Genomic DNA, 13,702 nt, shown 5'->3' on the forward strand with positions numbered 1-13,702 from the left:
GATACAGACAATGATCAAGGTCGCGATCAACGGCTACGGTACCATCGGCAAACGCGTCGCAGACGCCGTCCGAGCCCAGCCCGACATGGAAGTCCTCGGCGTCGCCAAGACGCGGCCGAACTTCGAGGCCGAAACGGCCATCGACAAGGGATTCCCCCTCTACGCCGCCATCGAGGAACGCGAAGATCAGTTCGCGGCCGCCGGCCTCGACATCGCCGGGCCCGTCGCCGAACTCGTCGCCGACGCGGACATCGTCGTCGACGCCACGCCCTCCGGTATCGGTGCCGAGAACAAATCGCTGTACGAGGAGTACGACACGCCCGCGCTCTACCAGGGCGGCGAGGACGCCGAACTCGTCGACACCAGTTTCAACGCCCGCTCGAACTTCGAGGACGCCGTCGACGCCGATCACGTCCGGGTCGTCTCCTGTAACACGACCGGCCTTTCGCGCGTCATCGCGCCGCTTCGCGAAACGTTCGGCGTCGAGAAGGTCCGCGCGACGCTCGTCCGGCGCGGCGGCGATCCCGGCCAGACTTCCCGCGGTCCGATCAACGACGTCCTTCCGGACCCGGTGACGATTCCGTCCCACCACGGCCCCGACGTGGAGACGATCTTCGACGACTTGGACATCGACACGCTCGGAATGAAGGTGCCGGCGACGCTGATGCACATGCACAGCCTCAACGTCACGCTCGAGGAAGCGGTCGACGCCGCCGAGGTTCGCGACCTGTTCGGCGACGAGTCGCGCCTGTTCCTGATTCCGGAACGCATGTCGATCGACGGCAGCGGCAAGCTCAAGGAGTACGCCCTCGACGCGGGCCGTCCGCGCGGCGACATCTGGGAGAACGCCGTCTGGGAGGAGTCCATCTCGACCGTCGGTCGCGACCTGTATCTCTTCCAGGGAATTCATCAGGAAAGCGATGTCGTCCCCGAGAACGTCGACGCGATCCGGGCGGTCACCGGTAGCGCCGACGCCGAAGAAAGCATCCGGACGACCAACGAGGCGCTCGGAATCGGCTTCTAGAGCCAGGCCAAACGCACAGCCAGACACCGGTCATCGAAACAACTAGTTCCGACAGAAAGTTTTTCCCGCACGGGCCACTACCAGTCCTTATGCGAAGAGACGACCGCGACGAGCCCTTCGACGACCTCTTTCGTGAGATCGAGCGGATGATGAACGAGATGATGAACAACAGCGATGCGAACGTCAACTTCAACACCTCTCGGGATATCGACAGCGGCTTCGGCATGGACACCCACGTCGACATCCACGAGACGGACGACGAACTCCGCGTCGTCGCCGACCTCCCCGGCGTCGAAAAGGAAAACATCGACCTCGAGTGCGACGGCAAGACGCTGACCATCTCCGCCGGCAGCGACCACCGTCAGTACGACGAACGCATCACCCTCCCTCAGCGCGTCAACGAACACACGGCCTCCGCAACCTACAACAACGGCGTTCTCGAGGTCGTCTTCGATCCCGCAGAGCAGTCCTCGGGAATCAGTCTCGAATAAGTCTTCGCGGTCAAACAGTCGTTTCAGCCGCCCACTATCCCCCCTCGTCCTTCATCGTTCACCATCCATCGAGTATCGATATCGCTGAGCGGTAGCACGAGGGCATGAGAGCGCGAGAGCAGCACACGGAAAGACGCGCTTTGCTCGAGAACTCGTCAGTCGGCTACTCACGCCCGGGAACGAATCGCAGCCGCAAGCCGATCGTAAAAGTCCGGCTCGTATTTCGTCTCCTCGTCGATCGTCGGTCGCGCGTTCGTTTCATTGACGACGACCGCCTCACCCGTAACGAGTAAATCGACCCCCACGAACGGAATCTCGAGCGCCCGTGCAACCGACTCGGCGAGTTCACGCCACGGCTCCGGCAGGTCGACGCCGGTGGCCTCCGCCCCCCGATGGACGTTGTGTTTCCACTGTCCCGATGAAATCGCATCATCGGGAAGTCGACGCTCGACCGCACCCACATACTCGCCCTCGAGGACCATCACCCGGTAATCGGTCGCCTCGGGGAGGAACTCCTGGACGAGAAACGAGCGGTCGCCGGTCGCTCGATAGTCGTGGACCAGCGAGAGGTAATCACAGATACCGAGGAACGAATCCAGGTCGTGAGCCTTCGCGACGCCGACGCCTCGCGTCGTCGAGTTCGGTTTGACCACGACCGGCGGCTCGAACCGATCGAAGACGGCCGTCAGTTCGGACTCGGACACGTCGTTCGAAACGTACTCCGTCCGCGGGACCGGGAGCCCGGTCCGGTCGAGTCGGGCGAGCACGTCGGCCTTGTTCCGCGAGGTGAGCACGGCATCGCGGTCGTTGAGCCACGACACGTCGAGCAGCGCATCGGCGACGCCACCCTCCATGAGCCGCCCCGGATAGACGAAGCCAGCGCTGAACTCGTCGGGCGACCACGGCGGGTCTCCGAGCGGGATGACGCGTTCGCTCACGGGCACGTGGTGGGCGCGAACGCCGCGCTCGGCGAGCGGGTCGCGCATCCGCCGGAACGTCTCCTGGTCGTTGGCAACCGCGAGATCGATCATGCTCGGGAGTCAGGATGGAAGCGGTAAAAAGCTGCTCGAGACTGCGACCTGAATGCACTCCGAGACCGGGAGTGCGACTCGGCGGAAGGGGGCAATCGCACCGTTCCCGACCGCGAGTGAGCCGAGCGAACGAACGGGCCGACGACTGATGCGGACGAACGACTATCTGGAGTGAGGGAACGGACGGAGAAGTGCTTTTAATCGAATTTTTGCCGAGGGCGCGGCGAAGCCGCGTCCGCAGAGCAAAACTTCGGTTTTACGCGATCAGCTGCTCTTCGCCCTTCTCGACGACGACGCGACACGGCGGCGAGATCTTGTTGTACGCACGACGGAGCGCGTCCTTGGCGAACTCGGCGTCGTCGACGTCACACCAGATCGTGAAGATGCGCTCGCCCTGATCGATCCGGGCGGCGGTGCCGACGATCTTCCCGAACGCCTGGCGCATCCCGTCGGAAACACGGTCTGCACCCGCGCCGGTCGCCTGCTTGTTCTCCCGGATGACGTGGTGGGGGAACTTGCGCAGGATCATCTTGTAATTGCCCTCGCCGGCGTTTTTCAGCATGTGGCGGTTCGCCGAGAGCCGGGAAGCCTCGAGGCTACCGTGGCGGAGCTGGACTTCCTCTTCCGTGATGAGACTAATCTGGATGGGGTAATCCTCGGCGTCTGCCTGCAGGTCGCCCATCTTGTGCTGTGCAATCTTCGAGCCGGGAATGCCAGTGATGTACTCGCGTCGCGTGTAGGCTGGCTTGCTGATTTCCCGGTACATGGAGGCGGGTTTGTCGGACATGGTTGTGGTTACTTACGAAAACGGAGGCCTACCGTCCGGATAAAGCCTTCGAAGCACGCGCTCGAGTTCAGTATCGGTACGCCGTCCGACGGATCGATCTATCGGAGTTCGAAACGACGACTCGATCGGGGCCGGCCACAGTGCGAGTCGCGGATCGAACGTCGCGACATGAACCGCCACAGTCGGTGGAATTCGGCGGCGTCTTTATGGTTCCGCCGGGGGTAACACAAGGCATGTTGAGGAGTTTCCGGATCGGCTCTCTCTTCGGAATACCGATCAAACTCGATATCACGTTCTTGCTGGTGCTCCCGCTGTTTGCGTACCTCATCGGGTCCCAGATCGGCGATGTTGCGGACATCCTGAACACCACCCTCGGTGCCGGAATCGACATCGGGTACATCACGTCCGGGGTGAATCCGTGGCTCTTCGGTCTCGCGGCGGCGCTCGGGTTGTTCGTGGGCGTCGTGTTACACGAACTCGGGCACTCGCTGACGGCCCAGCGGTACGGGTTTCCGATCGACTCGATTACACTCTGGTTGTTCGGCGGGGTTGCGTCGTTCACCGAGATGCCCGAGGACTGGCGACAGGAGTTCACGATCGCGGTCGCCGGGCCGATCGTCTCCGTGCTCGTCGGCGTCGGCTCGTTCGTCCTCTTTACCGTGGCGCCGGTCGGACTCGACGGCGCGCGGTTCGTTCTCGCGTATCTTGCAATCCTGAATATCGCGCTCGCCGCGTTCAACATGTTGCCGGCGTTCCCGATGGACGGCGGACGCGTGTTGCGGGCGTTTCTCGCCCGGTCGAGGCCGTACGCGCAAGCGACCCAGCAGGCCGCGAGCGTCGGGAAGCTGCTCGCGGTTCTGATGGGGCTGTTCGGCCTGTTTCAGCTCAATATCATCCTCATCGGGATCGCCTTCTTCGTCTACATCGCGGCCTCGAGCGAGGCCCAGCAGGTGACGATGAAAGCCGCCTTCCAGGACGTGACCGTCGCCGACATCATGACCCCCGCGGGCAATCTTCACACCGTCTCGCCGGAGACGTCGGTCGCAGAGCTGGTGCAGCGGATGTTCAGCGAACGGCACACGGGCTATCCGGTCATCGATGCGAGCGGATTCGATGACGGACGGCTGGTCGGCCTCGTGACGCTCTCGGACGCCCGCGAGATCAAACCCGTCGAACGCGACGCCTACACGGTCGAGGAGATCATGACGACGGACCTCCAGACCATCTCGGCGGGCTCGGACGCGATGACCGCGATCGAACGGATGCGAGAGCACGATATCGGACGCCTCCTCGTCGTCGAACGACAGTCGCCGACACGAACCCAAACCCAGCCCCTCGGCACCGATGGCTCTACGGAGTCCGCCACGGAACTGAGAGAGCCACGGGAAGGCGACGACCTCGTCGGCCTGATCTCGCGGTCCGACGTCATGACCGCCTTCGATATCGTCCAGAAGAGCGGTGCCGTCGGACTCTCACAGACACAGCGTGCGGACTGACACCCCGTTCTCCCGCTAAAACACCCGTCTCCCGTGCCGAGACCAACATTCTTAACCGCAGCCGTGGCTGACGATGTGTCGATGCCACCGGCCATCGATACTGTCGATCTCGTGAAGGATTACGGTGATCTCCGAGCGCTGAACGAACTCTCGCTCACCGTCGAGTCGGGCGAGTTCTTCGGCCTGCTCGGCCCCAACGGGGCCGGCAAGACGACGTTTATCAACACGCTGGTCGGCCTCGTCCGCAAATCCGGCGGCGAGGCGCGGGTCTTCGGCTACGATGTCGAGGACGACTACCGCCAGGCGCGCGACGCCATCGGCCTCGCGCCACAGGAGTTCAACGTGGATCGGTTCTTCCCCATCAAGGAAGTGCTGATGCACAAGGCCGGCTACCACGGGATTTCGGAGGACGAGGCCGCCGAACGGGCCGACGAGGTACTCAAACGCGTCGGTATCTACGACAAGCGCAACGAGCGCTTCGACTGGCTCTCGGGCGGGATGAAACGACGACTGCTGCTTGCACGGGCGCTCGTCACCGATCCCGACCTCCTCATCCTGGACGAGCCGACGGCCGGGGTCGACGTGCAGTTGCGCCACGACCTCTGGGACCTCGTCACCGAACTCAACGACGAGGGGACGACGATCCTCCTGACGACCCACTACATCGAAGAGGCCGAACGCCTCTGCGACCGCGTCGCGATCATGAACGAGGGCCACAAGGTCACCGTCGCCACGCCGGACGACCTCAAACAGCGCGGCACCGATACCGTCGACGTGCGCCTCGAGTCGCCGCCGGACACCGCAGCCACCGTCGCGGACGAACTCGGCGCGTACGCCCACGACGTGACCGTCACCGGCGACCACCTCGAAGTCCGCGTCGACGACGGCGGCTCGACCGCCCCGCAACTGCTGAGTGAACTCGAGACGATGGGCTACGAGATCGCCGATCTCGAGATTTCGCGCACGTCGCTCGAGGAGATTTTCGTCGACATGACGAGACAGGAGGATCGCTCGGTGACGCGATCGGATGCACCGAGTTCAGCCGCCGAGACCGATGACGATCCGGGGTCGAGATACGAATCCGAGCGGGAACAGGAGGGAGTCGCCTGATGCTCTCCGTCGGCTTTCGCGCGCTCTTCAAGCGCGAGGTGTTGCGGTTCGTCCGCCGGCCGAAGAACACGTTCATGCCGCCGGCGATTACGAACGTGCTCTACTTCGCGGTCTTCGGGGTGATTCTCGGCGGGCGCATCGAAGAGCCCGTCGACGGCATCGGCTACATCCTCTTTCTCATCCCGGGACTCGTCGTCCTCGGGGTGATTTCCAACGCCTTCGAGAACGCCTCGTTCTCGATCTTCCACGGGCGGTGGAACGAGTATATTCACGAGACGTTGACCTCACCGCTGTCCTACGTCGAGATGGTCGTCGCCTACGTCGCCGCGAGCGCGGTTCGCGGGCTGATTGTCGGCGTCATCGTCGCCGTCATCGGCGCTCTGTTCGTTCCGGTCACCGTCGAACACGCCGTGTTCCTCGTCGTAACGATGGTCGTCATCGCCGCGCTCTTCGCCGGTTTCGGGATCATCGGTGGGCTGATCGCTCGCGACTTCGACGACCTCACCGTGATGAATCAGTTCATCCTTCGCCCGCTGGTGTTCTTCGGCGCGGTCTTCTACTCGCTGACCATGCTCGAGCCGGTCTGGCAGGCCGTCTCGCTGTTGAACCCCATGGTTTACATGGTCGATAGCGTCCGGTACGGGCTGCTCGGCTACTCCGACATGTTCGCGGTGACACCGGCCTCCGTCGGCGAGTTCGCGCCGCTGCTCTCGCTCGGCGTGCTGGTCGTGCTGACAGCCGGCGTCCTCACACTCGACGTCTACCTGTTCAAGATCGGATACGGGTTGACGGACTGAGTCGTCGGACGAGCGATGCACGCCCGACTCAGCATCGAACGACGGACGGAAAACGATCGTTCGAAATCCCCGGTCGGAGTTCGCGGACGGCGGTCCGCCTCTAGGCGTCGCGTTCGGCGACCTGGACGAGTTGTTTCCCGATGTTCTCGCCCTCGAACAGTCCGAGGAACGCATCGGGTGCGTTCTCGAAGCCGTCGACGACGTTGTGACGGTAGTGGAGGGCGTCGTCTGCGATGAACGTCGAGAGCCGGTCGAGGGCCACGTTCCGGCGGTCGTCGTAGTCGCTGACGAGGAATCCCTCGACGCGGGCGCGGGTTTCGATCAACTTAGCGAGTTTTCGCGGTCCGGTCGGTACGTCCGTGGCGTTGTAGATCGAAATCTGCCCGCAGACCGCGACGCGGGCGTCGACGTTCAACAGCCGCCAGACGGCATCCGTGATCGGGCCGCCGACGTTGTCGAAGTACGCGTCGACGCCGTCGGGACACGCTTCGGCCATCGCCTGTCCAAGATCGTCGACCTCCTTGTAGTTGATCGCGTCGTCGAATCCCAGATCGTCGGTGAGCCAGTCGCATTTCTCGTCGCTGCCGGCGGTTCCGACGACGCGAGCACCCGAGAGACGGGCGAGTTGGCCCGCAACGGAACCGACAGCGCCTGCGGCGGCCGAGACGACGACGGTATCGCCGGGCGTGGGGTCGGCGACATCGAGCATGCCGAAGTACCCGGTCACGCCTGGCATGCCGAGGACGCCGAGGGCGGTTGAGACCGGGCCGCGGTCGGGGTCGACAGGGCGGAGTTCGTCCCCATCCGTAACGGCGTGTTCGGCCCACAGGAGATCGCCCGTAACGACATCCCCTGCCTCGAATCGATCGTGGTTCGACTCGAGAACTTCGCCGACGATGGCGGCTTGCATCGGGTCGCCGACGTCCCAGGGCTCGGCGTAGGACTCGGCGTCGCGCATTCGACCGCGCATGTAGGGGTCGACGGACTGGTAGAGGGTCTTCACGAGGACCTCGCCCGGACCGGGCTCGGGACGGTCGACGGTTACGAGTTCGAAGTTGTCGCGGGTCGGTTCGCCGGTGGGGCGGCTGGCGAGTCGCCACCGTCTGGTTTCTGCCATACCGAGTCGTAGCGGTCGGCGACAGATGAAACACCGGCTCGCGGAAGTCGGTGCCGGTGCTGCAATCGACGGGGGTGAGAGGGGCCTCGAGAGCTGGGCGGCTTCGTCGTCGGCTTCCTGCGTTTCGTGCTCGTCCACGTCGTTTCGATTACGATCCACAGGCTCGAGAAGCGCGAGGAACTGTAACGCCGGAGTAGCACCGAAGAGGATAAGACGGAGAAAAAGAGTCGGCAATCAGCGCTCAGTAAGCAACGGATCAATCCTGCGCCGCCGTTGAAATCCGTCCCTGTCCCCGATCGCGGGCCGACATTGCCGTCTGTGACTGCGATGTCCACTCGAGATCGCCCCGATAGTGGAACGCCTCGTTATCACGCTCCGGATCGACGACCGTCAGGTCCGCGACCCAGCCGTTGTCGAGCAGTTCGGCGACCTCGTCGTGGCGGCGGAGGATCTCGGTCACGCGCTCGCGCGGCGCGTGGATGACCGCCGTCAGCCGGAGCGGCTGGTGGTACGGCTCGTCGTCGGAGCGCTGCAGCGACTGGAGCGGGAGACCGGTCATCAGATCGCCGCCGTTACCCTGCACGACGCCGACGTTGCCGAGCGGGTTCTGCGTGACCTTCGAGCCGCTGCCGTAGACGCCGTTGTCCACCGTCGCGAAGTAGTACTGGTTGTTGATCCACTGGGTGACGACCAGCGGCCCGGTCACGATGGCCTCCAGCGCCTCGCCCTCGGGATCGGTCGTCCAGTCGTAGGAGTGGAGGAACGCGCGGCCGTCTAAGCTCTCATCGTCGGTCAACTCGCGCGGGCCGATGACGAACGAGGCGTTGCCGGCCAGCCCCCACTCGGGGCGGGTTTCCGCCCAGTCGGCGGCCTTCCGTTCGACTTCGGCGACGGCCTCCCGGGGGTCGACATCGGTATCGTCGGTCATCGACTCGAGGCGCTCGGCCGCCGCGCCGGCCTGCGCGCGCTCGAGGTCGGCCCGCAGCTGCTTGAGGTCCTCGCGGTGGCTCTCGGGGACGCCCTCGTCGAACAGGGTGATCTCGTCGGTCGTCGTGTTGTGCTCACCCGCGAGGAAAACCGTATCCTCGGGGATGTTGAACCCGCGCTCGCGGAGCTCGGCTTGCACGTCCGGATCGTTGCAGATTTCGGCGAGCACGCGTGCGTTCGGGCCGCCGGGATTACCGGCGCAGGCCCCGCAGTCGAGGCTCGAGTCGAACGGATTGTTCGTCGTCTCGCTCGCGTGGCCGGTGAAAACGACCAGCCGGGCGAACTCCGTCCAGCCCATGAGCGCGAAGGCGTTCTGGGCGTACTCGACCTTCTCCTCGGGGCGCATGCCCTGCGGAAGGTCGTGGTCGGCGTGGCTGTGATCGTCGTGGTCGTCGTAATCGAGGACCGGCGAACAGAACTCGTGCTGGCTCGGGACACGTTCCTCGACGGCGTTCTCGAGCGAGGCGATCGCCGAGGGAGCGAGCGTCCGCGCGGCCATCGCCGAGCCGTACGCGGCGCCGCCGCCTTCGACGAACGGGAAGGCGGCGACGACGTTGGCCTTGAGCCGCTTGAAGTGTTTCCGGGTCGCCTTCGCGAGGCCGGTCCAGCGGTCGCGTTTCGTCATCGTCTCTTCGTCGTCGGGCCGGTCGACCACGCGGTGTTCGGGGTCGACAATCGGCGGACACGCGTCGACGGCGGCGGTCGCGTCGTAGCCGCGGTAGCGCATCGGGACGCCGAAGAAGCCGGCGTAGCCGTGGGTCTCGTAGCGGCCCTGCCCCTCGATGTAACGGCGGATGATCTCCGAGCGCGTGTCGATGCAAAACACCAGTTGGGCGGCCGGCCGCGACGACTCGCCCGCATCGGCGGGTTCGGTCACCGAACCGTCGAGTTGCTCGAGCAGGCGCTCGCGATAGCTTTTCTCCCAGGCGGTCAGCCAAAGTTCGGGGAGCGGGGGCGTCTCGTCTTCACCCTCGCTCTCGTCGCCAGCATCGGCGCCGCGCTCGTCGTCGCTCGAGGGCTCGATCGGCGCGTCCAGTAACTCCGCGAGCGTCAGCCGCACTGCGAGGTACTCGCGCAGCGTGATCGGATACGTCGACTGCCAGGGGTCGGTGTCGTCGTCGACGCGCTGCTTGATGAACCCGGTCCAGCCCGGCAGCGCGGCGAAGTGGTGCTCGGCGATGTCGATCCACCGGCCTTCGGGATACTCGTCGAGGACCGACTCGAGCGCCTCGGTCGCCGTCTCGGGGAGGTCCGACGAGTCGTCGCAGCCGGATACGTCGCCGTCATAGGGGACCATCGAACGCCAGGCGGCGTAGAACCCCTCCTCGCGGTTCGGCATCGGCCACTTGGCCTGCCCTTCGTCGAGGAAGGCGGCGAGCCACTTCGAGAGCACGCGGTCAAGGATCTCAGTCGCCTCGTCGGGCTCAGCGTCGGCGTCGCGCGCCGCTTCGGCCGCGGCCATCTCTTCGAGGAGGGACTCGGGATCGTCCGCGATCCCGTGGGCCTCGAGTTCAACGGCGAGCACGTCGGGGTCGATCTGGCCGCGCTCCCAGGCCGTGCGAAAGATGTCGGGGTGCGGATACCCCCGTCCGCCGAACAGGCGCTCGCCGTCGGCGACGGCTCGGTGGAACGGCTGGTCCTCGAACCCCGAAAGAGGGTTGGCCGTGACGAACGAATACAGCGGCCAGACGGCCCCGACCCGCTCGACCGCGCGCTCGATCGTCGCGGCGATGGGGTCCTGATCGGCGTCGGGGCCAGTCTCGAGGCGGTCCGTCGCCTGATCGGATTGCTGTAGCGTCCGTTCGGTTCGGGCGTCGCGTTCGAGTTCGGATTGGGAAGGCTGCTTAGACATCGTTGTACTCGTCCTTGGTCGTGAGCACGGTCGCGGAATCGGGCTGCGAGAGGTTCACCAGCGAGACGTAGAGGCGCTCGCTCGAGCGGTGCCACCCGAATTCAGTTGCGAGGTAGGCCCCGACGAACAGGGCGACGACGAGGCCGTGGGCGATCGTCACGTCGGTTGACGTGTGGGTCATCGCCGAGGGGACCACCGCCGAGATCGCGTTGTACAGCAGGGCGTAGCCGCCGATCGCGGTGAGAACGACCAGCGGGACGCTGACGAACCGAACCGCCCGCGGCAGGGTCGTCCGGTTGAGGATGTCCCGCGCTGCGGTCAGCGTCGTCAGGACCACCACGAGCGTCAGGATCGTCCCGCTGCCGAACGCCAGGCCCGTCGCCTTTCCGGTGAGGGCGCCGAAGAGCACGCCGCCGCCGACGGCCGTCGCCAGGCTGACGGTGGCGCTCGCGAAGCCGAACTCGGTGTGGCCGGCGTGTGTGGCCGTCGATGCGGGCGCGACCTCCTCGACAGCAGTTCCCGACGAGAGGAAGAGGTAGGCCTTGTAGCAGCCGTGAAGGATCAGGTGGGCGATCGCGGCCGCGAAGAAGCCGAGACCGCACTGGAGGATCATAAAGCCCATCTGGGCCATCGTCGAACTGCCGAGCTTGCGCTTGACGTTCGTCTGAACGAGCAACATCGCCTGCCCTAGCAGGGCGCTGACCGCGCCGAGGACGACGACGGCCGACATGATCGCGAGGTGGTCGGAAACCAGCGGCGCGAAGCGGGTCAGCAGGACGCCGCCCGCGTTGACGAAGCCGGCGTGCATCAGCGCCGAGGCCGGCGTCGGCGCCGTCATCGAGGACAGCAGCCACCCGTGGAACGGGACTAGCGCCGACTGGATCAGCGCCGCGAGGACGATCCCGCCGGCGGCGACGAGGCCGATCGTCGCGGAAACATCCCTGAGACCGCCGAGAATTCCGGCGATCGATGTCGTTCCCGTCTCCCAGGCAAGCAGCGCCAGACTGCCGGCGAGCACCGCGCTGCTGGCGACGAAGTAGCGACGCGCAAGCGAACCGGCGGCCCGGGCCTGCTCCCAGTCGCGGACGTGGCCGATGAGGCCGGCCATCAGCAGCCCCATCGCGAGCCACGCCGCCGCGAACAGCGCGACGTGATCGGCCGCGGTCAGCGCCATCACGACGAGCGTGAACCCGAGCACGCGGGCGAAAAAGCGCTCGAGGTCGCGGTCGCCCGCCATGTAGCGCCGGGAGTAGCTGTGGACGATGCCGCTGAAGAAGGTGACCACCATCCACAGCACCGCGGTCAGGCCGTCGACGACCACGTAGTCGACGCCGGTCCACGGCTCGCCGCGGTTGACCGTCAGCGCGAGGACGCCGACGCTACAGAGAAACAGCGCCCACACCAGCCGCGTCGACGCCCGGGGGACGACCGAATCGTCCGTCGTCGTCAGTTCCGAGAGTTGTACGGCGTCGATCGAGCGTTCGTCGGTCATGTATCGAGTATCACCTTCGACCAGCGCGGGCGTTCATACGGGTCGATCCGTCTGGTCGCGTTACCAGCTCTTTGAACACCCTGGTTATTATATCCTGCTGTTCGAACAAATCGTTCGCTAAATACCGTGTGAGAGAACAGCATGATCTACCGCAAAAAGTGCCGTGAACCAACCTGCCGATCCGACGACGATCCGGAGGGCCAATCGCGCTGGCACGACTGAGACGCCGCTCACCCGCCGTTATCGTCGAAGGCGGGCGAGAAGAGGTGGTATAAAAATCGAGCCGGGAATCCGCACCGGTGCGGTCACTCCGCGGAGAACTCGTCGAACGAGGTCGACTCGTGGCTGCGCACGAGCACCTCGTCGGTAATCGTCAGGCCCATGTCCGAAATCTCCTGCGCGATCGGCGTGATGTCCCGGTCGTTCTTGACGACGGCCGTTACGAGGAGGTTCTCCTCGCCCGTTACCAGTTCCTGCACCGAGACGACGCCGGGAATGTCCAGAGTGTCGTCGATGTAGTCGCCTCGGTCCGGAATCGGCGCCGTACAGAAGAGGAGCATCCGGATCGGATACCCGGACTTCATGTAATCGATGTTGGCGCTGTACCCCTTGATGACCCCCTCCGATTCGAGGCGCTGGATGCGCTTGCGGACCGTACTCGAGGACGCGTCGGTCCGTTCGGCGATCTCGCCGGACGAAAGGTTCCGGGCCTCCTCCTGGAGCGCGTAGAGGATCTCCCGGTCGACCGCGTCGAGCTCGTACTCGGACATACCGCGTCGTTTCGACCGGCGAATATAAGGGACTTCGCCTGCGTCCCGCGGACCGGGTCCGGGTCCGACGGACCGGCGCTCGCCGGTCTCGAGCCGGCCTCGCACGCCTCGCTTTCGACTCGAGGAGAAGGACGGCAACGGCTCGGTTAGTACCCGCCTGCGTCGGAGAAACAGCGACCACACCGGGAGACGTTTCGGTCCGTCGTCGTCCGGTCAATCGAGACGAGGCGGAGCCGATCGTGCGTAACGTGCGACGTCGCGCCGCAGTGTGTTCTGAAGTCGGAGCGGCCGGTCTTGTGCTTGTGAACGGTGTTCGTTGTTTCGTTTAAGACCCCATCCATGACATATGATAGCACCCCCAAAGCATATAGTTTCAGACCCGGAGTACGTAGGCGACCCGCGTTCTTCGACGCGGTCTCGGTTGGCCAGTCGAATCGAAAGAGACCTCGATTCGTCTAAACTCGCCAAAAGAGGACGCACGGACGATCTATCGGCAAATATGTCGAGTCGCAGGGTTTATGCATACAGGGACGTTCTCTTTAGAGGCAATGGCGAAAGGAACCGTTGATTTCTTCAACGACACTGGCGGCTACGGATTCATCGAGACTGAGGACGCGGACGACGACGTGTTCTTCCACATGGAAGACATCGGCGGCCCGGACCTTGAGGAAGGACAGGAACTCGAGTTCGAAATCGAGCAGGCCCCCAAGGGCCCGCGCGCGACGAACGTCGAGCGCCTGTAAGGCGG

At 64.8% G+C, this 13,702-nt stretch carries 13 protein-coding genes; 6 read left to right on the plus strand and 7 right to left on the minus strand.

Features of this window, described 5'->3' with window-relative positions:
- Positions 1-10 precede the first annotated feature (10 nt).
- Positions 11-1,024: a type II glyceraldehyde-3-phosphate dehydrogenase gene (locus C481_RS17195; protein WP_006110595.1), complete on the plus strand. Its 1,014-nt coding sequence runs from the start codon at positions 11-13 to the stop codon at positions 1,022-1,024.
- An 89-nt stretch (positions 1,025-1,113) separates the two neighbouring features.
- A complete protein-coding gene (locus C481_RS17200; RefSeq protein WP_006110596.1) occupies positions 1,114-1,515 on the plus strand; it encodes an Hsp20/alpha crystallin family protein in 402 nt (133 codons plus the stop codon).
- A 167-nt stretch (positions 1,516-1,682) separates the two neighbouring features.
- On the opposite strand, the gene C481_RS17205 is transcribed toward C481_RS17200, so the two are convergent.
- Positions 1,683-2,546: an ATP-grasp domain-containing protein gene (locus C481_RS17205; protein WP_006110597.1), complete on the minus strand. Its 864-nt coding sequence runs from the start codon at positions 2,544-2,546 to the stop codon at positions 1,683-1,685.
- Between the two features lie 256 nt (positions 2,547-2,802).
- Positions 2,803-3,333: a 50S ribosomal protein L16 gene (locus C481_RS17210; protein ID WP_006110598.1), complete on the minus strand. Its 531-nt coding sequence runs from the start codon at positions 3,331-3,333 to the stop codon at positions 2,803-2,805.
- A 233-nt stretch (positions 3,334-3,566) separates the two neighbouring features.
- On the opposite strand from C481_RS17210, the gene C481_RS17215 reads away from it, so the two are divergent.
- From C481_RS17215 to C481_RS17225, 3 genes are all read left to right on the plus strand, one after another.
- The gene (locus tag C481_RS17215; protein WP_049904742.1) at positions 3,567-4,829 is read left to right on the plus strand and encodes a site-2 protease family protein; all 1,263 of its coding nucleotides are present in this window, start codon (positions 3,567-3,569) and stop codon (positions 4,827-4,829) included.
- Between the two features lie 81 nt (positions 4,830-4,910).
- On the plus strand, positions 4,911-5,939 hold the full coding sequence (locus C481_RS17220; RefSeq protein ID WP_006110600.1) for an ABC transporter ATP-binding protein: 1,029 nt from the start codon (positions 4,911-4,913) through the stop codon (positions 5,937-5,939).
- Positions 5,939-6,736 carry an ABC transporter permease gene (locus C481_RS17225; RefSeq protein ID WP_006110601.1) on the plus strand — a complete coding sequence of 266 codons (798 nt, stop codon included), beginning with the start codon at positions 5,939-5,941 and terminating at the stop codon, positions 6,734-6,736. The genes C481_RS17220 and C481_RS17225 overlap by 1 nt, the downstream gene beginning before the upstream one ends.
- Positions 6,737-6,836: 100 nt before the next feature.
- Here the strand turns inward: C481_RS17225 and C481_RS17230 are convergent, their stop codons facing one another.
- From C481_RS17230 to C481_RS22770, 5 genes are all read right to left on the minus strand, one after another.
- Complete coding sequence (locus C481_RS17230) at positions 6,837-7,853, minus strand: NADP-dependent oxidoreductase (protein WP_049904743.1); 1,017 nt, start codon at positions 7,851-7,853, stop codon at positions 6,837-6,839.
- A 256-nt stretch (positions 7,854-8,109) separates the two neighbouring features.
- On the minus strand, positions 8,110-10,692 hold the full coding sequence (locus C481_RS17235; protein WP_006110603.1) for a DUF2309 domain-containing protein: 2,583 nt from the start codon (positions 10,690-10,692) through the stop codon (positions 8,110-8,112).
- Positions 10,685-12,184, minus strand: coding sequence for a proton-conducting transporter transmembrane domain-containing protein (locus C481_RS17240; protein ID WP_006110604.1), 1,500 nt, complete (start codon positions 12,182-12,184; stop codon positions 10,685-10,687). Before C481_RS17240 ends, C481_RS17235 begins: the two co-directional genes overlap by 8 nt.
- A gap of 305 nt (positions 12,185-12,489) precedes the next feature.
- Positions 12,490-12,954 carry an Lrp/AsnC family transcriptional regulator gene (locus C481_RS17245; RefSeq protein WP_006110605.1) on the minus strand — a complete coding sequence of 155 codons (465 nt, stop codon included), beginning with the start codon at positions 12,952-12,954 and terminating at the stop codon, positions 12,490-12,492.
- A 146-nt stretch (positions 12,955-13,100) separates the two neighbouring features.
- Positions 13,101-13,295 carry a hypothetical protein gene (locus C481_RS22770; RefSeq protein ID WP_006110606.1) on the minus strand — a complete coding sequence of 65 codons (195 nt, stop codon included), beginning with the start codon at positions 13,293-13,295 and terminating at the stop codon, positions 13,101-13,103.
- A gap of 207 nt (positions 13,296-13,502) precedes the next feature.
- Here C481_RS22770 and C481_RS17255 point away from each other — a divergent pair, with 207 nt between their 5' ends.
- Positions 13,503-13,697 carry a cold-shock protein gene (locus tag C481_RS17255; protein WP_004267330.1) on the plus strand — a complete coding sequence of 65 codons (195 nt, stop codon included), beginning with the start codon at positions 13,503-13,505 and terminating at the stop codon, positions 13,695-13,697.
- Positions 13,698-13,702: the final 5 nt, after the last annotated feature.

Origin of the sequence: Natrialba asiatica DSM 12278 (genome assembly GCF_000337555.1) — an archaeon.
Taxonomy (GTDB): Archaea; Halobacteriota; Halobacteria; order Halobacteriales; family Natrialbaceae; genus Natrialba; species Natrialba asiatica.